Origin of the sequence: Pseudoalteromonas sp. SWXJZ10B (assembly GCF_015864475.1) — a bacterium.
GTDB lineage: Bacteria > Pseudomonadota > Gammaproteobacteria > Enterobacterales > Alteromonadaceae > Pseudoalteromonas > Pseudoalteromonas arctica.
Genome location: NZ_JADYXD010000003.1, coordinates 201566 through 222583, shown reverse-complemented (window position 1 = coordinate 222583; position 21018 = coordinate 201566). Strand labels below are relative to the sequence as shown.

Sequence of the window (21018 nt, the reverse complement as noted above, 5' to 3'; positions counted from 1 at the left end):
CGCCACAAGCTTGTGTAATAAAGTCGTAACGCATATTATTGATAGATTGCATGGAGGATAAGTCGTTTGGTCATGAAAACCAGTAAGTTAAGTATTAGATTATTATGGTATATAACACCCCTTGTTATTCTACCGCTGCTATTTTTAGGTGGCTTTACGCTCACCAATGTAACTAATTCAACACAAAAACAAGCTGATTTAATAATGAGCCGTTTTGTTGAGCAACAACAGCAAAAAATATTTAATTATATCGACTCTTTTCACTCTACAGCAAAACTACTTTCAACCTCGCCAGTACTTAGTGATTTTTTAGCAAACGACATTCGTGCCAACGGTAATTACACCCGAAAACTTGGCGCGCTTATGGATGTATTTGCCAGTTACAGTGAGGCTTATCCCGATATAATTAGCATTAATTTAGTTTCAGCCAGTGGGAAAAGCGATGCCTACTACTCTAACAACCTAACAACAGCGCCTAAAAGCTACCCGTTTTTTAATCAAGTATTGCAAAGTAATTTAAGTAAACAGCAATTTATGATTCAAAAGGATGATGGCACCACTAGTTTATATTTTATTCAACGAATTTATAGTGTTGATTACTATTTAAAACGACCACAGCAGCTTGGTTTTATTGTAATACATATAGAACCTTCAATACTAAACTCTAGTATTTTAGAAGCGCCATATAACAACACGCTTAATTTAATGTTGACTAAAGACGGGAAAATTTTATTTAGCTCCGATTATAATATGCGTGGCCAATACATAAGCGAGTACGAACTTAATCAAGTGCACGACCTCGCTGATATCGGCATGCTTTCAACTATTGAACTCTCAAGCATAGACAAAATAGAGCGAATGATTTTTGCAGTGCAAATGCCCGGCGGATATTATTACGTATCGACCATTCCCAAAGGGGTGCTTTATCAATCAGGTAAAGCCATAAGTTTAATAACAGGCTTAATTGTTATTATTTCGGTGATCACCCTGCCAATATTAATTTTTGTAGTGGTCCGCAATTTATTACTTAACCCAATTGAGTTACTCGGGGCTGCGAGTCATCGTGTTGGTGATGGCGATTTGTCGGTGCACTTACCAGCTCATACAAATGATGAAGTAGGTGTTTTATTTAACGACTTTAACCACATGGTTAATCAAATAAGGCACTACCAACAACAGCTTGAAGAATACAAACACCACCTTGAAGATAAAGTGGAAAGTCGTACCCAAGCACTTGAAGCTATGAACAGCCAACTTGAGTTAGCTATTGGCCAAGCTGAGCAAGCTAATCAACTTAAGAGTCGTTTTTTAGCTAACATGAGTCACGAAATACGCACGCCGCTCACGGCCATTATGGGCTTTACAGAGCAGTTACTACACAACGATAAAGTAGCGAATGACAAACAACACCTAAGCACTATTTTACGTAATTCAAAACACTTACTAGAGTTAATAAATAACATACTCGATTTATCTAAAATTGAAGCTGAAAAGCTGGCTGTTGATTTGTCAGCGTTAAATGTAGTGCAGCTTGTGCACGACATTGAATCAATTATTCAACCACTGGCACAAGAAAAACAATTAACCCTTAATATCGACTATCAACTGCCGCTACCTCGCACCATTTATAGTGATGTGACCCGCTTAAAACAAATACTTATAAACATTGCTAATAACGCTGTTAAATTTACCGAAAATGGCAGCGTGTCTATTTGTGTGCATTATTTACAAGCAAGTCAAAAGCTAGAGTTTGTAATTAAAGATACTGGTATTGGTATGTCTGAGCATCAAATAGAACGTGTATTTAAGCCGTTTGAACAAGCCGATGCCACAACTACACGTCGTTTTGGTGGTACAGGTCTTGGGTTGTGTATTTCTAAAAACTTAGCACTGTTACTTGGTGGCGATGTAAACCTTGAAAGTGAAGTGGGTGTAGGTAGCCGAGTTACAATTAGGGTGGCATGTCAGCTATCTGATGATCAACCCATGCTTGAATTTTTAACGCAAGACAGCCAGTTAATACCAGAGAAAGACCCTCTCTTATCGTTTGCAACCAATAGCTTCGACGCCAATATATTAGTGGCTGAGGATAACCCAGATAACCAACTATTAATTAAATTATTACTGCAAACCTGGGGTCTTGAACCCGATATTGCCAGTAATGGCGCACAAGCTGTAGAAATGGCGCTCGTAAACGACTACCAACTTATTATTATGGATATGCAAATGCCTGTAATGGGCGGATTAGAAGCGACTAAAATGCTTCGTCATGCAGCGTATGATGGCCCTATCATTGCCCTTACTGCCAATGTAATGAACCATGATATAGGCACTTATCTAGAAGCTGGTTGCGACAAAGCACTGGCTAAACCCATTGATAAAGATGCTCTTGAAAATGTACTCGTAAGCTACCTGCATCTTGAAAAAGATAATCAAAATAAATGGGATAGCCTATTAAAGAGCGAAAAGTTTCAGCAAATTGCCGATAATTACTTAGCTAACTTACCTACATATTTAGAAGAAGTTAAAGCTTTGCAGCATTGTGATGATTGGGAAGCATTAAGAGGTATAGCGCACAGTGTTAAAGGCAGTTCTGGATGCTTTAACTTTGATGAAATTTACCATAGCGCTGCGGCACTTGAAGAGAACTTAAAAAGTAACAATAAAGTACCAAGAGACGAGCTGGTAAATGATTTAATAGCAGCCATTGAGCAAGCAATTAGCGACAAAGTAACCTAAAAAGTAAACTTACAAAACGGTACAAATGCAGTACTTTAGCGGCTCTATATTTTAAATGCTAATTACCGACTTTAATTATGAAAAGTTTAAACCTAGCGCCATACCCATTAAAATAGCGTCTTCAAAGCCATTTTTAGCAGGGTTATCGCTTGGGTAGTAGTTTTTACGCACTGACATCTCAGCAAAGCCTGCGCGCTCGTACAGCGCAATAGCACGCGTATTTGATTCGCGTACTTCTAAAAAGAGGTTTTCAGCATTTTGCTGCTCACCATATTCAATAAACTGCGCTAACAACTGCCTTGCAATACCCTTACTCTGGTGACTTGGTGTTACACAAATATCCATAAGTGTAAAATCAGGCCCTGCTTTTTCACCAATATAAAAACCAATCATGCTCGCCTCATCAAATGCGGCAACATTAAAATAGCGCCCGCCTATACATGAACCCATTGTATTTAAAGTCCACGGATGGCTATGACACGCTGTTTCGATGGCCATTAATTGAGGTATTGCAGTTTCATCTACTGATTTAAAGTTTATCAAGGTGTTCACTCATTAAAGCCCATAAAGCACGCTTCTCAGAGGCGTTGAGCTGTGGGGTTGGCAATGTAAGCTTATTGTCGTTTAATTGAATCTCACTGCCCTGTACAACGCTATTTATAATAATAGGTTCTGCACTGAGTTTAATGTCTGCAAGTAGTTGCTCATTTAGCGTTAAAGAACTAGCTATCGCGCTTTGCGATAAAGTATTAGCTTGATCATTTGCTTGAGGACAATAATGTTGATTGAGTTCAAGATTTTCTATATCAAAAATAGCTGCGTAACGTGGATGCATAACAACTCAGTAGATTAGACATTTGAACAATATAAGAAGTAATAAAAACGATGTAAAGAAGAAATGGCAGGGGCGGAGAGATTCGAACTCCCAACCATCGGTTTTGGAGACCGCTGTTCTACCAATTGGAACTACGCCCCTGCAATGACGACGAATTATAGAGAAGTTTCGCCAAAGGTAAAGAGAAAAATCACTCTTTTAGTTTAACTGCTTTTTAAATAAACAAAACGGCGAATTAGCATGCTAATTCGCCGTTTTTTAATCACTTAAAATTAGTTAATTAAAACTAAAATTAATTATTCCCATTCGATAGTTGCAGGTGGTTTACCTGAAATATCGTAAACAACACGAGAAATACCGTCTATTTCATTAATGATACGGTTTGATACCACACCTAAAAACTCATAAGGTAAATGTGACCAGCGCGCTGTCATAAAGTCGATTGTTTCCACACAACGAAGTGATACAACCCAATCGTACTTACGTGCATCGCCCATAACCCCTACCGATTTAACAGGTAAGAATACAGTAAACGCTTGGCTTACTTTATGGTAAAGCTCAGCTTTGTGAAGCTCTTCGATGAAAATCGCATCAGCGCGGCGTAATAAATCACAGTATTCTTTTTTGATTTCGCCAAGTACACGAACACCTAAACCAGGTCCAGGGAAAGGATGACGATAAAGCATGTCGTACGGTAAACCTAGCTCTAGGCCAATTTTACGTACTTCGTCTTTAAATAACTCACGTAATGGCTCAACAAGACCCATTTTCATGTCATCTGGTAACCCGCCCACATTGTGGTGAGATTTAATAACATGCGCTTTACCAGTTGCAGATGCCGCTGATTCAATTACGTCTGGGTAGATTGTACCTTGCGCTAACCATTTTGCATTTTTAAGCTTTTTAGCTTGTTCATCAAATACATTAATAAACGTGTGGCCAATGGCTTTACGCTTATCTTCTGGGTCAGACTTACCTGCAAGGTCATTTAAAAACTGCTCTTCAGCTTCAACTTTAACAATGTTTAAACCAAATTTATTACCAAACATGTCCATTACTTGCTGGCCTTCGTTTAAACGAAGTAAACCATTATCAACAAATACACATGTTAGCCTTTCGCCAATTGCACGGTGAATAAGCATAGCCACTACCGATGAATCAACACCGCCAGAAAGACCTAAAATAACTTCGTCATCGCCAACGGTTTCTTTAATACGCTCGATAGCATCATCGATAATTTTTGCTGCAGTCCACAATTTTTCACAGCCACAAATATCAATAGCAAAACGCTCTAATAAGCGCTGACCTTGATGCGTGTGCGTTACTTCCGGGTGAAACTGTACGCCATAAAAACGTTTTTCTTCGTTAGACATTGCAGCATGTGGACAAGTAGATGTTTTAGCTGTTGTTGCAAAACCAGCTGGAATATCCATTACTTTGTCGCCATGACTCATCCATACGTCGAGTATGCCGTTGCCACCATCGGTAATATGATCTTCAATTGCATCAAACAATGCACAATTACCTACTTTTTCAACTTGTGCGTAACCAAACTCTTTTTTATCAGAGCTGTGTACACTACCACCTAGTTGAGCAGCCATTGTTTGCATGCCATAACAAATGCCTAACACAGGCACGCCTGCATTAAATACGTACTCTGGAGCGCGCGGGCTGTTTTCAAGTGTTGTTGATTCTGGGCCACCAGAAAGAATAATACCTTGTGGGTTGAACTCGCGGATTTGCTCTTCAGTCACATCCCATGCCCATAGCTCACAGTAAACACCAATTTCGCGGATACGGCGCGCGATTAATTGCGTGTATTGTGAACCAAAGTCTAAAATGAGAATTCGTGAATCGTGAATATCTTTGCTCATGGAGTATCTCGTAAAGTCTGATGCTAAATGTCATTTGTTAATGTAAACGACTAAAAAGAGGGCTTGCAAAGCAAGCCCAGTATATTAAATTAATTACGCTGCTTAACCTAAGCGGTAATTTGGTGCTTCTTTAGTGATTTGCACATCGTGTACGTGCGATTCACCCATACCCGCTGAAGTAACGCGTACAAACTGTGGTTTTGTATTAAGCTCTTCAATTGTTGCACAACCCGTTAAACCCATAGCACTACGTAAGCCACCTACTTGCTGATGAATAATCGTTGCAATTGGACCTTTGTAAGCTACGCGACCTTCAATACCTTCAGGTACTAACTTGTCTGCTTCGTTTGATTTTTGGAAGTAACGATCTGATGAACCTTCTTTTTGATCCATCGCGCCCAATGAGCCCATACCACGGTAAGACTTGTAGTAACGACCTTGGTATAATTCAACTTCACCTGGTGCTTCTTCTGTACCAGCGAGAAGAGAACCCACCATTACACACGATGCACCAGCAACAAGTGCCTTAACAATATCGCCAGAAAAACGAATGCCGCCATCAGCAATTACAGGAATGTCGCGACCTTTTAAGCCTTCAACAGCATCTGAAATAGCTGTAATTTGTGGAACGCCACAACCGGTAACAATACGTGTAGTACAGATAGAACCTGGGCCTATACCTACTTTAACTGCGTCGGCGCCAGCGTCTGCAAGTGCAATCGCACCTTCTGCTGTAGCTATGTTACCGGCAATAATTTGTAAGTCTGGGTACTCTTTGCGAGTTTTAGTAACACGGTCAATAACACCTTGAGAATGACCATGCGATGTATCGATAAGTAAAACATCAATACCCGCTTCTACTAATGCAGCAATACGCTCATCAGTACCAGCACCAACACTTACAGCAGCACCTACACGTAAACGACCTTGGTCGTCTTTACATGCGTCTGGTTTGTCTTGGGCTTTTTGGTAATCTTTTACTGTTATCATGCCTTTAAGTTTAAAAGCGTCATCAACAACAAGGATTTTTTCAATGCGGTGTTCGTGCATTAAGCCTAAAATTTCTTCGCGAGCTGCGCCTTCTTTAACGGTAACAAGCTTTTCTTTTTTAGTCATAACGGTAGAAACAGGCTGTTCAAGCTTAGTTTCAAAACGCATGTCACGGCTAGTTACAATACCAACAAGTACATTGTCGCTATCGGTAACTGGAAAGCCTGAAAAACCTTTTTCGTGTGAAAGCTCAATAGCGTCTGCTATTGTTAAATCGGCAGTCACCGTTACAGGGTATGAAACAATACCTGCTTCGTAGGTTTTAACTTTACGTACGTTTTTCGCTTGTTCTTCAATAGTCATGTTTTTATGAATAAAACCAAGACCACCTTCTTGCGCAAGGGCAATAGCTAAACGAGCTTCTGTAACAGTATCCATAGATGCTGAAATAAGCGGCAAGTTAAGTTTGATACCACGCGTTAAGCGAGTTGAAATATTTGCCGTGTGTGGCAAAACAGTAGAATGACCAGGTACTAAAAGTACGTCATCAAAGGTAAGAGCTTCTTTAGCGATTCTAAGCATTTTGGCAACTTCTCACATGTGGATCTAAGATAAGGAATTGCGGCCAAATTTTAACAGCGTTGTTGCCATGAGTAAATAATATTTAGCAAATATTTATGATAAAGTAGTGCAATAAATAGTTTTAGGTTGTTTTTTATGTTTTCGAAGCCTTCGCAGGCGGTTTACACCGTTTCACGCCTTAATAGAGAAATTCGCACAATCCTTGAGCAAGGTTTTGCATCTTTAGTGCTCACGGGCGAAATTTCTAACTTTATTACCCCTGCATCTGGACATTGGTACTTTTCGTTAAAAGACGATAAAGCACAAATTAAAGCCGCAATGTGGCGAGGCAATAATCGCAACCAAAGCTACCGCCCTGTAAATGGCGCACAAGTTACAGTAAAAGCGCGTGTATCGCTTTATGAACCTCGCGGTGACTACCAGCTTATTGTTGAGCATATGGAACCCGCAGGCGAAGGTCAGCTAAAACAAGAATTTGATGCGCTTAAAATGCGTTTAGCCGCCGAAGGATTATTTAGCTCTGCTCACAAACAGCCATTACCCCAAAATATTAATCGCATTGGTGTTATTACCTCAGCAACCGGCGCTGCTATAAAAGATATTTTAACGGTACTCAAACGCCGTGCACCGCAGCTAGAAGTCATCATTTACCCTGCTATGGTACAAGGCAAAGAAGCGCACGTGCATTTAATTAACCAAATTGAATTAGCCAACACACGTGATGAAGTAGACGTACTTATTTTAGGGCGAGGCGGCGGATCACTTGAAGATTTATGGTGTTTTAATCACGAACAGCTCGCCCGCGCTATTTTCAAAAGTGAATTACCGATAGTAAGTGCGGTAGGCCACGAAATAGATACCACTATTAGCGATTACGTTGCTGATGTTCGTGCAGCGACTCCATCAGCCGCAGCTGAGCTTGTAAGCCCTAATACGCAAGAGTTACACAACAAAGTAACGCAATTAGTTAATCGTTTATCTAACGCGTTTAAGCACGGCATTGCCGACAAGCGCGCACTAGCAACGCAGTTACAACACCGCCTTAATTTATGTCATCCGCGTAATCAGCTTAATCAAAAATCACAACGTTTGGATGAGCTAAGCATTGCGCTGCAACAGGCGATGCGTAATCGTTTATACCAACAAGAACGCACACTCAATAACTTAACGCCGCGTTTAATGCGCCAATCACCCGATAAAAAACTCGCTACAGCAAGCCATCAACTTTCGCAATTACAAGCTAGGCTAAACCAAGCTATACAACATCAGTTACAGCAAGCGAATAATAGCTTAGCACTGCAAGCAAGCAGGTTAGATTCAGTAAGTCCGCTTAATGTTTTAGCGCGCGGCTATAGCATCACTAAAACACAACAAGGCAAAGTGGTTAAATCTGTGGGGCAAATTAAAACAGGCGATGTTTTGATTACAGAGCTCGTTGATGGCTCTATAGAATCACAGGTTATACCTGTTACATAAAGTTGGTATTACTTAAAACTCTGTACTTAGCAACAATTTAAGCTCGCTATCGCTTGATGTGGAGGTAGTGCTTTTAAATTGTTGCCAAAACTCTTGCTTCATCAACTTGTCGTTTAGCTCTCGCCATTGAGAATTATCAAATGTGTCGTTATCCGCGGGTGCGGCAAGTTCAAATTCACATATCGTCGTTTTACATTTTGCGCTAACAACATCGGGTATAATCGCTAAATCAGCTGTTAATAAAAAATCTTGTAATGCCATTTCAGTACGATAAGCCCATTCTTCGTCACGCGTTTGCTTTTCAAATTTATCACGTAAAATCTTCTCAAAATCTGAAGGACCTCTCATTTGCTTTAAAATGCTTTTAACTGTCGCTTTCTGCTCAGCAAGTTGCTGCTTAAGCTGAGTTACTTGCTCTTCTAAAGGTAGCTCATCAAGCATTTGGGTTTCTGAATAGGTTGGAGGCGTCTCTTCAGCGGGCTCTATACTAGCGACTTGCTCAGGTACTGCAGAGTCTGCATTACTTAATACCTCATTACTTTGTTGTCCAGTATGAAGCTTTTGCTGTTTTGCATAACTTGGCTGCGACTTAACAGATTCTGGATGACTTGAAGCTGCATTAAAGTAGCTCCAAGTTAAACCTACACCCGCAATAAACCCAATCCCTAGAGCCAATAAACTATTCTTGTTCATGTTAATTCCTTTTAAGTTTTATTATTTTTAATTACTTATAGCATTGCACTCGTGTGCGATTCGTTTTCAGGCTCAGGATTTGCTAAAAAGTTTTGGTTCATACTTTGCGCCGGACACTCACAATCCGGTCGACCAATAATTTTAGCGGGCACGCCAACAGCGGTTGTGTGTGGTGGAACATTGCTAAGTACAACTGAGCCCGCACCAATTCGTGCGCCCTCACCTACTTCAATATTACCAAGTACTTTAGCGCCGGCGCCAATTAATACGCCCGCTCTAATTTTGGGATGACGATCACCCTGCTCATTGCCTGTACCGCCAAGCGTTACAGATTGCAAAATTGATACATTATCTTCAATTACCGCTGTTTCACCAATAACAATACCGGTTGCGTGGTCAAACATAATGCCTTTACCCACTTTACATGCTGGGTGAATATCGACCCCAAACACTTCAGAGTTACGGCTTTGAATAAAGCGCGCTAGCTCTTTGCGGTTTTGTTGCCACAAGCAATTAGCCAAACGGTGCGCCTGAATAGCATGAAAACCTTTTAGATTTAATATAACCGTAAGATAGGTTTCTGATGCAGGGTCGCGGTCTTTTACCGCTTTAATATCCTCAGCAACAAAAGATAGCATACGGTCACATTTTACAAATGCTTGATCGAACAGCTCTCGGATAGTGAATGCCGATACCACCGCATCAGCCAACTTATTAGCAACAATAAAGCTCAATGCCGAACCTAAACAATCATGATTCAAAATGCATGAATAAACATGACTTGCTAATAATGGTTCACGTGTTACTACATCGTTAGCTTCTTCGCGAAGCTGTTGCCAAATTGCATGACGCATAATACTGCACTGCCTTAAGTTGATATAAAATAGCCTTTTCCCAAGTCTAACGGATTTAAAGCCTAAGGTGTTAATCCCTTAGTTATTTGTTCTGGTTATTAGATATAACTAGCACCCAGAAATGATATTTTAAATACGTACCCACTTTTTAGATTAAGCTATACGACAGTTGCTAAAATTTCCAATACATACTTAAAATATAATAAATTAATAAAAATCAAAAGCTAACAACATATGACAGTTCACCTGTCATATGCCAAAATACATACTGGCGTACAGCTGACGGCGTAAATAACAAAAACAAACGCTAAATTAGCATCATCAACTCAACAAGGATAACGATGATGAAAAACGATGTATTAAATACAAGAAAATTAGGTTACAAATTTTACTTTCAAGATGGCGATAATCAAATAGCGTGTTTTGGTAGCTACTTTACAGGGAAAGAAGAAGTATACGTAAATGATGAACTTATAAGTAATAAGCGTAACCAAAGGATTCACAGTGGCCATCAATTTAATATTGGTGACAATGATTTTAAAGTAATGTTTGAAATGCGTAATATTTTAACTGGCAGGTTAGAGTGCTCACTTTATAAAAATGGCCAATTTATAAAAAGTTATGAACAATCATCATTATTAAATAACCCAAAAACTTCGTTAAAAGTGCTTTTTGGCTGCTTTTTTGGAGGCCTAGTTGGTGGCTACTTGCTAATTATAATTTTAGAATTCTTGATTGGGAAATTTTAAAATGCAACTTAATCCTAAAACAATAAAAGAACTTAGGCAGCAATTTAATTGGACGCAACAGCAACTTGCCGATGCCTGCGATGTAAGCTTGAGAACAATCCAACGGGTAGAAAAAGAAGGCGCGGCATCAAAAGAAACCACAATGGCTTTATGCGCGGTTTTAGAAGTACGCCAGGGTAAATTAATTAAGCTTGATGAAGATACAACACCTCTCGGTGGTGCAACAACTTTAAACAAGCACACTATAACCACGGTGTTAGCATTGTCATCAGTAGTCAGCTTCATATTAGGCATGATAACTGTTTTTTTTATTATGAAATAAGGAGCTGCAGCAATGTCAAAATATGAGTCGAAAGAGCTACGTGGCCACATCACTTTAGTTGTAATAATAAGTGCAATGATACTTTTTGGGTTAGGTGTAAAAATTGGTTCAATACTATATCCAATACCATAAAAAATGCCCCAATATATGGGGCATTTTAATTATCTTAACTTATATAACTATTTAAACCTTCATTGAAATACTTTATCAACTTTCATCACTTCAATATTTTTTGCAGGAATTGCTAATTTGTAATCAGCAATTACTTTATCTTCAGCCACTAATTCGGCAGGTTTATCGGTATTGTAAACCATTGGTGATGTTTGCTCAGACGCTAAACGTTTTTGCATATCAGCGCCGTCTGCGGTTATAAACACATATTGAACGTTGTCTGTTTGTAGGTTTTCTTTAATAACGCGATTTACATCAGCAACGCTTAGCGTTTTAAGTTTGTTAGTGACGTAACTTACAAAGCTATCTGTGTTGTAAAATTCGCTATCAAGTGCGTAACCTAATTGGCGGTTTTGACTTGCAACCATTTGCGGTACAAAGTTAATTAAAAAGTTACGCGTGGCTTCAAAGTCATCTTCGCTCATACCATTTTTAATTAGCTTATCTAGCTCAAATAAAGCCGTACGAGTTGCAAAGTGCGCATCGTTATTAGAGCGAAGTGGGCGTAACCACACTTGAAATATTTGCTCAGAGCGCCCTAGGTTTGCATCAGGCTTGGTTTGAAACATACCACGTGGAAAGTATTCAATGTATGCGTAATCGCCGTAGTTCATGCCGCGGGTTTCACGAATGCGCTCATACAAAAAGCTGTTAGAACTACGGTGCTCACCAAAGTACGAACGCACAAGCCAAAGTGCTGTCCAGTCTTCGCTACTTCTTATTGTATCAATAGGAAAACCAAACGATACCGCAGTCGATTGCGCCGACTTTTCTACAATAGTTGCATGATGACCTTTAAGCGCTGGTGCATCAGGAATACTTAAACGGCTTTGATCACCTTTTGGTAGCGTTGCAAAATCGCTCATCATTTTAGCTTTAAGTTTTGCAGGCACAGCCCCAATTAAGCCAACCGTGAGTTTAGATTGCGTAAGCTCGCTGTTATAAAATGCTTTAACGTCATCCAGCGTCAACGCTTCTAAATCAGAAATATCACCGTAGTTGTAGCTTTCATAAGGATGATTTTTGTAAAGCGCGCTGTATAGCACTTCTTTGCCTAGCTCTTCATCGTTAGATGCTTTTAAGCCTGACTTAATACCGTCGATCATTTCTTTTTTGAGGCGTTTAAAGTCATCCTCTCTAAAGCCTGGGTTTAGTAATTGATCGCTCACAAGTGTATACCACTGCGACGCGTTATCTTTATGAATACGTCCTTGAAACGACAGCATTTCTTTATCTATTTGATAACCAAAGCTACCCGCAAGCGGATAAAGTGCTTTTTGAATATCTTTATAGCTTGTCGCCTCTGAGCCACCTTGTGCAAGCATAGCCGCAGTTAACGCAGCAACGCCTTTTTTGCCTTGAGGGTCGGCAGCCGCACCGGTATTGAATAAAAAGTTAACATCAATTAATGGCGAGCTATTGGTTTTATCAAGTACTTTAAATACAGGAGCCGCAGGTGCTTGTTTAAGCTTTGCAGTAAGCGCATTTAAATCAACTTCTTGCTCAAAACTTGGCGCTTCATCAAGTGCCGACATTGTTAATGTGGTACGTGCGTTATCAGTAAAGTATTTATTAGCAACAGCTTTAATATCTGCGCTGGTGATGTTATCTGCCGATTTATACAGCTGGTTTATAACCTCAGGATCGCGCTCAAAATGCATGTAGCTGGCAAGGGTTGATGCAATCGCTTGCGACGAATCTAAACCATTAATAAAGCTGTATTTAAGGTTCGATTTTAAATCACTCAGCTTTTGCTCATCAACAAGCTCAGTGCGTGCTTTTGCATAAGTTCGGTTAATGGCATCGCGTGCAGTGGCTAAATCGTCTGCGTTTTCTACTTTAACAAATACGTGTAATAAACCCGGATCTTTAGTCTCTGGGTTATAGGTAAACATTTGGCTGGCAATTTGTTTGTCGACCACTAGCTCTTGATATAAATCTGAATTACTTGAAAAATAAAGCTGTGAGATTAAATCAAGCGCCGCTCTGTCTTTTTTAGCAGGCTCCCACGCAGCGCCTTTGTACGATACAAGTAACCAATGCCCTGGTAGCGCTTCATCTTGCTGGTGCAAATATTTTGGTGCTTGTTGCACAGGCTCTGCCTTAATGTCAGCAACGTAGTTACCTTTTTTCCAGCTGCCCCAATGCTTTTTAACCATAGCCATTGTTGCTTGTGGCTCTACATCGCCCACAATTACAATCGATACATACTCAGGCTTATAAAATTTAGCAAAAAACTCTTTACCGTACGCCATTTGATCGGGCATCGCTTCTATGTCTTTAAAAAAGCCCATAGTGGTGTGTTTATACGTGTGCTTATCAAACGCTTCTTCGCGTACAGCGCTTAATAATTTACGAACTGGGCTCGCGTTGTTTTTTAAGTACTCACCTTTTACCGTTTGTGCTTCGGTTCTAAATTGCTCTTCGGTGTAGGTTAAGTTTTGAAAAATATCAGCTTCAAGCTCAAGTACTTTATCAAGATGCTGCTTTGAAAAGTTTAAATGGTAGTTGGTGTAATCGTTTGTTGTATACGCGCGGTTATCAACACCTGAATTTTTTAATATGTCTGAATACACATCTTCAGGGTATTTTTGTGAGCCTTTAAACATCATGTGTTCAAAAAAGTGAGCAAAGCCTGTTTTGCCCTCTTCAACTTCGTTACGCGACCCAACCGATACCGGAATTTGAAGCGACACTACATCAGGGTAATCAGTTTTAACAACCATGACACGTAAGCCGTTTTCTAGCTCTTCAATTAAATAATCTTGCGAAAAAACACGATCATCAGCTTTATTTACTTGTTCTTGTTGTGCTGTTGTTTGCGTGCTTTGGTTTTGTTGCATGGCGCAACCTGTTAACGCCAGCGATACCGCTAAGCTGGTTGCTAATAATTTAAATTTCATTGTTGTCCCTTTTTAAATTGAGCAAATTTGTTGTCAGATTTAACTCTTTAATTATGCCCCAAAGCCAATAAATATAAGAGCCCCAAGGGAATTTATTATGTAAACAACTGTGTCAATTATAAATAATGGGAACAAGCACTATGAATAAACATCATGTTAGTTGAAAAACTTTCACTAAATAAATCTATCTAGACGTCTAAATGGCTGCTATATTAAATCCATCAAAACAAACTTAGCTGGAATGAGGATTATGGCTTTATCACTAAAAGAGAAGATAGTGGACACCAACCAAGGTGTTTATCTTATTGGTACTACCCCGCCTAAAATTGGCACCGATAAAGCGCAATTAAAAACCATTGCAGAAAAGCTATTAGGTCGCTTACACGAAATTGAATACGACGGCGTAATAATTTACGACATTCAAGACGAAAGCAGCCGAACCAATCAAGACCGCCCATTTCCATTTAAACAAACCGTTGATCCGCGTGAATACAGCCATTTAATTCGTAATTTATCTGCACAAGATGTAATTACTTATAAAAGTGTGGCGCAGCGTGGCGTGGGTGAATTTAAAGATTGGTTAAGTGAAACTAAAAACGACTACGATTTACAAAATGTAGTTTTAGTAGGTAGCCCGTCATCGGTAGGCGATATCAAGTTAAGTCTGCCAGATGCATATAAAGCATTGGCTGAGCAATCAGATGATTTCTTTTTAGGTGGCGTTACTATTGCTGAGCGCCATTCAAGCAAACGAAATGAGCACGAACGATTAATAGAAAAAACAGCACAAGGTTGTCAGTTTTTTATATCGCAAGCTGTTTACGACGCACAAGCGACTATAGAGTTAATCACTAGTTACGCGCGTACATGTAAAGCACAAGGTATTACACCACAACGTATTATATTAACGTTTACCCCGTGCGGCGGCGAAAAAACCTTAGACTTTATGAAGTGGTTGGGTATTTCAGTGCCAGAAGCTACAAAATGGCGCATGCTTGATGCAGACAATACATTAAGCGAATCAGTGCGTATTTGCCGCGAAAACCTCGACTTAATAATTAAAAGCTGTGCGCATTTAGATGTACCGCTGGGCCTAAATATTGAAAGCTTAACAAACCGTAAAGAAGAAATTGACGCGTCAATTAACTTATACCGTTTATTAAAAGCCATTATGGAATTGAACCTTGCGGAAAAGCTAATAGCTTAAAGGCTAGGTAAGAGCTAATTAACACCCTTCTTGGCAAGCCTCATGGCTTGCTTTTTTATGTCCGTACTTTGAAAAATGAATTAATAAATACAAGTAAAAATTTGCAGCTTAAGCTATTTATTGAAGCTGTTTTTGGTTATTACTCTCAAGCCTTTTTAAGGCAAACCCCATAGAGGAGCACATAACACCAAAAACTATTCCCTCATTAGATATAAATCTAATGCTAGTAAACGTTTCAAATAAGCTTATTATTGCTAAGGAAAAAATAAAACCTATCGCAGAAAAAACCAGCCAAGTTTGTGTGGCATGAGTCATGACGAACCTCCTTTTACTATTGTGCCTTTTTAGCGAGCTTATACGCTTGTTTATTTTTATACATTGCGTGGTCTGCATCATTTAATAGCGCTTCAAAGGGCTGCTTTTGTTTATTAGTAAAACTATAACCAATACTAAGCGATAAATCGCAAACGTCTTCTTTGAGTAAGGCTTTTGAATACTCAGTCGAAATTTTATCCATGATGTAGTTAATCTTGCTTTTATCGCTTACTTGCATTACTGCAACAAACTCATCGCCACCTAAGCGCCCTACTATATCAGCATCTCTTAAATGCGTTTTTAGCGTATCCGCCAATATAATTAAGGCTTTGTCGCCCACTTCATGTCCGCAGGTGTCGTTTAATTTTTTAAAGTCGTTTATATCGATAAACAAACAACACACGTCAAAGCCTAAACGTAGCGCTAAGTTAAGTTTTTGCTGGGCTAATAAGTTAAGTGCTCGGCGATTATAAATATTCGTTAATGAGTCTAACATGGCTATTTCGCGCATTTGCTCATAGCTATACACAAGCGCTAGGTCGTCTTCAATCAAATCACGTAGTTGTTCTATGAGTTCAAAATATTCATCGGTATAGCTTGTTTTCTGAGTGTCTTTTAAGCATAGCGTGCCAAATACTTCGCCTTCAGGCCAATGAATAGGTAAACCTAGGTAGGATTCAACACCATCTTCAACTACTTCTGGTAGGGTGTTCCATGCATCGTTATTACTTGCATCATTAACATATAAAATATTTTTAGTTTCAGCAACGTACCGACAAAACAGAGGTGTTTGAGGAGGAAGTATAGGATTGGTCTCAAAGTTAGAGCCACCTTCGTTACTTCTAATAACAACGCGATAGCCTTTGCTTGTTGCCTGAACTATATAACCAGACGGGGCTGAAAAAAGCCCCGTTATAAGGTCGATTGTTTTTTGCCATTTATGCAAAGATATTTGGCCATCAATACCAGAAAATGCCCATTGATCAATTTCAAACATTGCTTTACCTCGGCTATTTAGTAGCTCCAGTATAGGCAAAAAAGCAAAGTAAAAGCTATTATTTGCGACGTCTACTTGGCTCTCTTTTACCAGTGATGCGTTTTTTATCGCGATCTTTTCGCGACTTGTTAGTATTTTTACGATTATCTTTTGGCTTTTTATTAGGATCTGGCTCGTAACCTTCTAACCACTGCGGCGTTAAACGCGTATCGAGTAGTACTTCAATTTCTTCTAGCAGCCATTGCTCATCAAGACTTACCAGCGACATAGCAAGTCCTTGTTCACCAGCACGACCTGTACGGCCAATACGGTGCACGTAATCCTCGGCAATGTAAGGTAGTTCAAAGTTAATTACGTATCTAAGTGTAGAAATATCTAAACCACGCGCAGCTACATCGGTTGCAACAAGTACGCGTGTAATACCTTCTTTAAAGTTTTGCAATGCACGGTCGCGTGCGCCTTGCGATTTGTCGCCATGGATTGATTCGGTTTTTAAACCGTCTTTACACATTTCTTTAGCAAGCTGATCAGCCATTTGTTTTGTGCGAGTAAAAATAAGCACTTGGCGCCAGTTTTTCATACCAATCATGTGCGATACAAGTTCGCGCTTACGATCCTCATCTACAGCGTAAATAACTTGCTCTACTTCAACCGCGGCTGAGTTACGTTTATCAACTTCAATTAGTTCTGGGTTTTTAAGTAACTTTTTACTGAGTTCAAACACGCTGTCATCAAACGTAGCTGAAAATAGTAAAGTTTGGCGATCGCCCGGGATATGTCGCAATATACGTCTAATTTCATCAATAAAGCCCATATCAAGCATGCGGTCAGCTTCGTCAAACACTAAGGAGTCTACACTTGAAAGTACCACACTGCCTTTAACTATATGATCAAGCAAACGCCCAGGTGTTGCCACTATAACTTGCGCTGTTTTAAGTGCTTTTATTTGAGGGCCAATACTTGCGCCACCATAGGCTAAAGCGCCATTGATATTAGTGCCTTGTGCGTACTTTTCAAAGCTTGCAAATACTTGCTGAGCAAGCTCACGGGTTGGCGTTAAAATGACTACACGTGCAAGGCCTTGCTCATCTTTTTTAGGGGTATTTAAAAGCTTATGTAATAAAGGTAAAACAAAGGCGGCAGTTTTACCCGTACCTGTTTGCGCGCTGCCCATTACATCACTTCCGGCTAAAATAGGCGGAATAGTTTTAATCTGAATTGCGGTAGGTTGAGTGTAATTATTTTGCTCAATCGCTGTTAATAATAACGGGTCGAGATTAAGTGATGAGAACGTAGTGGCAGACATAGGCTTAGCTTTAAAATAACAAAGAGCGCTATTGTACGCATATTACTGTACTGCGTAAATTAACCAGTCCAGAAAAGTATTTAATCGTGGTTGCTCACTTTCACTTTAGCGCTAAAACAATAAAAAAGGCGCTAAATAACAGCTGTATTTAGCGCCTTTTATAATTTTATGTAGCTTTAAGCTGGCTTTAGTGTCGCTTTACGCTCGTTGTAAAACGCTATTAAATCGTCAACTGTTGCTTGGCAGTATTCGCGTATACCCGAAACTACCATATGCTTTTCACCACTACCCACTTTAACGCCGTTTTCTAACAGGTTAAAACGAAGTGTAATTTTTCCGCGCTTGCCGGCGTACTCAAAACTAGGCTCTGCAAACTCAAGTTCTGGTGCTGTAATATCAAGATTATCAAGGTTGATAAGCATTGATTCGTAAATGATCATTGGGCGAGCAGGGTTAATCATTACCTCTTGCTTACCCATTAATGGAATAATTACATGCGGGAAAGTAGTACCAGAAAACTCAACATAATTTTTTATTAGGCTATTAGTCAGTGCTGGGCATTGGCTGGTTTTACCTTTGCGCTTTACCTTTAAAATAACTTTTTCGCCATTGGTTACATCAAACTCATCAGCCCCTTCAGGGAAGTTAAGTTTGGTGTTTTCATCAACCATACCGGCAAAAGTAAATTCCATTTGTTCACTAATACCGTAGCGGTCTAGTACCAATGAAAAAAGTAAGTCTCCTGGCGCGCAAAACTTTTTGGCATCTTTGTCGTGAAGTGGATTGTAATCGTCAGCAACGCATTTAGCGAATCGACAACCTTGCTCACGAGAGATAGAAACATAATCAGCATGCTGCTGAAAAAAAGGACTTAACATAGTTTGTTCACTGCTTAAACTGCTTATAACCTATCTATATTACCAGAAAAAAAATACTGAGAGGTCGAATCTGTTAGATTAGTTGCTAAATAAAACAGAGCAATAAAAAACAATGACCTTTTATTTATTAGCGCTATCAATTATATGTGTTTTTCCGTACTGCAAAATATCAATAATGCGGCAACCCCTTTGGCACTACTTACTAGCTTTAAGTGTTGTAAGTGCATATTTTCAAGGTTATATAAATTTATATGCCCTGCTGTTAACCGGGCTTTACGTTGTTTTATACTACTGTGCGCTAAATACAAAGCAGGCAATAATACGCGCTACTTTAAGTACTGTTTTTATAGTTTCCTCATTGGCATTAGCACTTCATTGGATGCCTGGTTTTAATAACCTCCCTATTGTTATAAACGAGCGTATTACAAGCGATGCGATTGCATTTACCCTTTATGCTAATTTTGATAAAGCTATGGCGGGTTTATTTCTTTGTGCTTACTTTTATTCGAATAAAAAAGCTTTAAAAGCAGACTCTAATAAAGCGGGCCCATTAAACGTTAAACAACCCATTTTAATAGTTATTGCTACTGTTTTAGCTACGCTCACTGCGGCTTTAATGCTTGGACTTGTAAGCTTCAACCCTAAGGTTCCTGGCTTTTGGTTAGCCTTTATTGCTATTAATCTTTTATTTACCTGTGTTGCCGAGGAAGCTTTATTTCGAGGTTTACTACAAACTAAGCTTAGCAAAATAATTACACCTACCCGTTTAGCAATACTTGCCCCTGTAATTACTGCAGGTATTTTTGCTTTGGCACATTTTGCTGGAGGAATTAACTATGTATTGGTTTCATTTATTGCAGGCTTGGGGTATGGCTATGTTTTTTATAAAACGCAGCGCTTAGAGTGGGCTATTTTATGCCATTGGTTGGTTAATGTTTGCCACTTCTTTTTGTTTACTTACCCGATGCTCAATAAAATCTAAATACATTTACAAATGCTAACAATTTACTTAGTAGTAAACATTGCCCGCATTTGATTTTGTTAGTAATTTACTATTTCAAATAATAAGTTAAGGGACTAATAAATATGCTACGTTTTATAACGGCAATAACAGTGCTCGCCACAATAACGGGTTGTTCAAGCATGACTTATCATACAGATATAGACAACGGCGTTTTATCTCAAGAAATTGGCACCTACGTTAATAAAAGAGATTTACAGCAATTTTATAGCGACCAAGAAGCACACGAAAGTGGCGCTACACTCCTAGGCCGAATAGAAGGTGAAAGCTGTGATGGCGACGGTATGGGTAACAATAATGTAAGCTATAACCGCTCTAAATCAAACGCAATTGATTTACTTAAAGCTGATGCCATGCGCAGAGGCGGAAATGCTTTTACTATTAATTCTTGTAGTGAAACGTCTGTATCGTATTGCGACCTATCTGTTTTATGCACCGGACAGGCCTACGACTATTAATAAGTAAAAGTGCAAATTATATATTAAGCGCAAAGCTAAGTAGTACGCGCTTTCCAGACTCGATTTTAGATACGCTGTGTTCGTACTTATCGGGTCTGAATAAATACACGCGATTAAATAAATTTATAATGCATTTTGAGCATTTAAATACCCCACCCGCTTTAGGTTTTTCTAATACAAAGTTGAGCTTGTAATAGCGCCCTTGCTGCACAGGGTCAATATGGTTCATTACGCTGTGATTAGTTGGGTAAGTAACAAGGTTTATCGAAAATGTATTACTGCTAAAAATAGCTTTGTTTTTAACGGTTGCAATCATACTGCCTCCATATTGTTTATGTGTCTTATTGTATCATTGGGCTGGGTCTTACTTCGTTTTTAAACGAGACTAAAACGCCATGATATATAGCCAATCAGACTAGGGTCTGTTGTTCTTTGCGGATTAAAATTCATTCAAACTAGGGGCTATTTAATCGCGGCGCGAGATTTGTAACCTAGTGGGCTAAGTAAAAACCGAGCAACAAAGAGTAAGTAGCCCCTAGGAAGAACCCTTTGGGCAGCGCCTGTTTGGCATTAATGCTACGTTATCGCCCATTTATGGGGAATAACCACACTGCATAGGCTCTGCCTTGCCTAAATACCAAACAGACT

General features: G+C 39.4%; 19 protein-coding genes and 1 tRNA gene. 7 read left to right on the top strand and 13 right to left on the bottom strand.

Translation table 11 applies throughout. The annotated features are described in order from the left end of the window. The first annotated feature begins 72 nt into the window (after positions 1-72). Complete coding sequence (locus tag I6F54_RS04595) at positions 73-2739, top strand: ATP-binding protein (protein WP_007581624.1); 2667 nt, start codon at positions 73-75, stop codon at positions 2737-2739. Positions 2740-2814: 75 nt separating this feature from the next. Here I6F54_RS04595 and rimI read toward each other — a convergent pair whose 3' ends face one another. The 5 genes from rimI to guaB all read right to left on the bottom strand — a co-directional run bounded on the left by rimI (position 2815) and on the right by guaB (position 7020). Beyond that, positions 2815-3282 carry a ribosomal protein S18-alanine N-acetyltransferase gene (rimI, locus tag I6F54_RS04590; protein WP_165727697.1) on the bottom strand — a complete coding sequence of 156 codons (468 nt, stop codon included), beginning with the start codon at positions 3280-3282 and terminating at the stop codon, positions 2815-2817. Beyond that, positions 3269-3574 carry a hypothetical protein gene (locus I6F54_RS04585; RefSeq protein WP_165727592.1) on the bottom strand — a complete coding sequence of 102 codons (306 nt, stop codon included), beginning with the start codon at positions 3572-3574 and terminating at the stop codon, positions 3269-3271. Before I6F54_RS04585 ends, rimI begins: the two co-directional genes overlap by 14 nt. 64 nt (positions 3575-3638) lie before the next feature. Beyond that, positions 3639-3715, bottom strand: a tRNA-Trp gene (locus tag I6F54_RS04580). Between the two features lie 155 nt (positions 3716-3870). Beyond that, complete coding sequence (gene guaA, locus I6F54_RS04575) at positions 3871-5448, bottom strand: glutamine-hydrolyzing GMP synthase (RefSeq protein WP_165727593.1); 1578 nt, start codon at positions 5446-5448, stop codon at positions 3871-3873. A 102-nt stretch (positions 5449-5550) separates the two neighbouring features. Continuing rightward, the gene (gene guaB / locus I6F54_RS04570) at positions 5551-7020 is read right to left on the bottom strand and encodes an IMP dehydrogenase (protein WP_165727594.1); all 1470 of its coding nucleotides are present in this window, start codon (positions 7018-7020) and stop codon (positions 5551-5553) included. A gap of 135 nt (positions 7021-7155) precedes the next feature. Between guaB and xseA the strand changes: the two genes are divergently transcribed. Then, a complete protein-coding gene (gene xseA / locus I6F54_RS04565; protein ID WP_165721065.1) occupies positions 7156-8496 on the top strand; it encodes an exodeoxyribonuclease VII large subunit in 1341 nt (446 codons plus the stop codon). Positions 8497-8508: 12 nt separating this feature from the next. Here the strand turns inward: xseA and I6F54_RS04560 are convergent, their stop codons facing one another. Beyond that, a complete protein-coding gene (locus tag I6F54_RS04560) occupies positions 8509-9189 on the bottom strand; it encodes a hypothetical protein (protein ID WP_197139948.1) in 681 nt (226 codons plus the stop codon). Between the two features lie 35 nt (positions 9190-9224). Further along, positions 9225-10043 (bottom strand): serine O-acetyltransferase, encoded by an 819-nt coding sequence (cysE, locus tag I6F54_RS04555; protein WP_165727596.1) that lies wholly within the window; start codon positions 10041-10043, stop codon positions 9225-9227. Positions 10044-10387: 344 nt separating this feature from the next. Between cysE and I6F54_RS04550 the strand changes: the two genes are divergently transcribed. Together I6F54_RS04550 and I6F54_RS04545 are read left to right on the top strand one after the other, a co-directional pair. Then, complete coding sequence (locus I6F54_RS04550; RefSeq protein ID WP_197139946.1) at positions 10388-10792, top strand: hypothetical protein; 405 nt, start codon at positions 10388-10390, stop codon at positions 10790-10792. Between the two features lies 1 nt (position 10793). Then, the gene (locus I6F54_RS04545) at positions 10794-11114 is read left to right on the top strand and encodes a helix-turn-helix domain-containing protein (protein WP_024598636.1); all 321 of its coding nucleotides are present in this window, start codon (positions 10794-10796) and stop codon (positions 11112-11114) included. A 191-nt stretch (positions 11115-11305) separates the two neighbouring features. Here the strand turns inward: I6F54_RS04545 and I6F54_RS04540 are convergent, their stop codons facing one another. Continuing rightward, a complete protein-coding gene (locus tag I6F54_RS04540) occupies positions 11306-14188 on the bottom strand; it encodes a M16 family metallopeptidase (protein ID WP_165727598.1) in 2883 nt (960 codons plus the stop codon). A 250-nt stretch (positions 14189-14438) separates the two neighbouring features. Between I6F54_RS04540 and I6F54_RS04535 the strand changes: the two genes are divergently transcribed. Continuing rightward, positions 14439-15395, top strand: coding sequence for a methylenetetrahydrofolate reductase (locus I6F54_RS04535; protein ID WP_197139944.1), 957 nt, complete (start codon positions 14439-14441; stop codon positions 15393-15395). 117 nt (positions 15396-15512) lie between these two features. Here I6F54_RS04535 and I6F54_RS04530 read toward each other — a convergent pair whose 3' ends face one another. The 4 genes from I6F54_RS04530 to I6F54_RS04515 all read right to left on the bottom strand — a co-directional run bounded on the left by I6F54_RS04530 (position 15513) and on the right by I6F54_RS04515 (position 18891). Beyond that, positions 15513-15710, bottom strand: a complete 198-nt coding sequence (locus tag I6F54_RS04530; protein ID WP_165727599.1) for a hypothetical protein — start codon at positions 15708-15710, stop codon at positions 15513-15515. A 16-nt stretch (positions 15711-15726) separates the two neighbouring features. Next, a complete protein-coding gene (locus I6F54_RS04525; protein WP_169044225.1) occupies positions 15727-16707 on the bottom strand; it encodes a sensor domain-containing diguanylate cyclase in 981 nt (326 codons plus the stop codon). A 58-nt stretch (positions 16708-16765) separates the two neighbouring features. Then, the gene (locus I6F54_RS04520; RefSeq protein WP_024593280.1) at positions 16766-18013 is read right to left on the bottom strand and encodes a DEAD/DEAH box helicase; all 1248 of its coding nucleotides are present in this window, start codon (positions 18011-18013) and stop codon (positions 16766-16768) included. Between the two features lie 176 nt (positions 18014-18189). Next, positions 18190-18891 (bottom strand): DUF3581 domain-containing protein, encoded by a 702-nt coding sequence (locus tag I6F54_RS04515; RefSeq protein WP_007581602.1) that lies wholly within the window; start codon positions 18889-18891, stop codon positions 18190-18192. A 112-nt stretch (positions 18892-19003) separates the two neighbouring features. Between I6F54_RS04515 and I6F54_RS04510 the strand changes: the two genes are divergently transcribed. Beyond that, positions 19004-19873 carry a CPBP family intramembrane glutamic endopeptidase gene (locus I6F54_RS04510; RefSeq protein ID WP_165727601.1) on the top strand — a complete coding sequence of 290 codons (870 nt, stop codon included), beginning with the start codon at positions 19004-19006 and terminating at the stop codon, positions 19871-19873. Between the two features lie 104 nt (positions 19874-19977). Then, positions 19978-20370: a hypothetical protein gene (locus I6F54_RS04505; RefSeq protein ID WP_024593283.1), complete on the top strand. Its 393-nt coding sequence runs from the start codon at positions 19978-19980 to the stop codon at positions 20368-20370. Positions 20371-20386: 16 nt separating this feature from the next. On the opposite strand, the gene I6F54_RS04500 is transcribed toward I6F54_RS04505, so the two are convergent. Continuing rightward, positions 20387-20686: a hypothetical protein gene (locus I6F54_RS04500; protein ID WP_021032137.1), complete on the bottom strand. Its 300-nt coding sequence runs from the start codon at positions 20684-20686 to the stop codon at positions 20387-20389. Between the last annotated feature and the right edge of the window lie 332 nt (positions 20687-21018).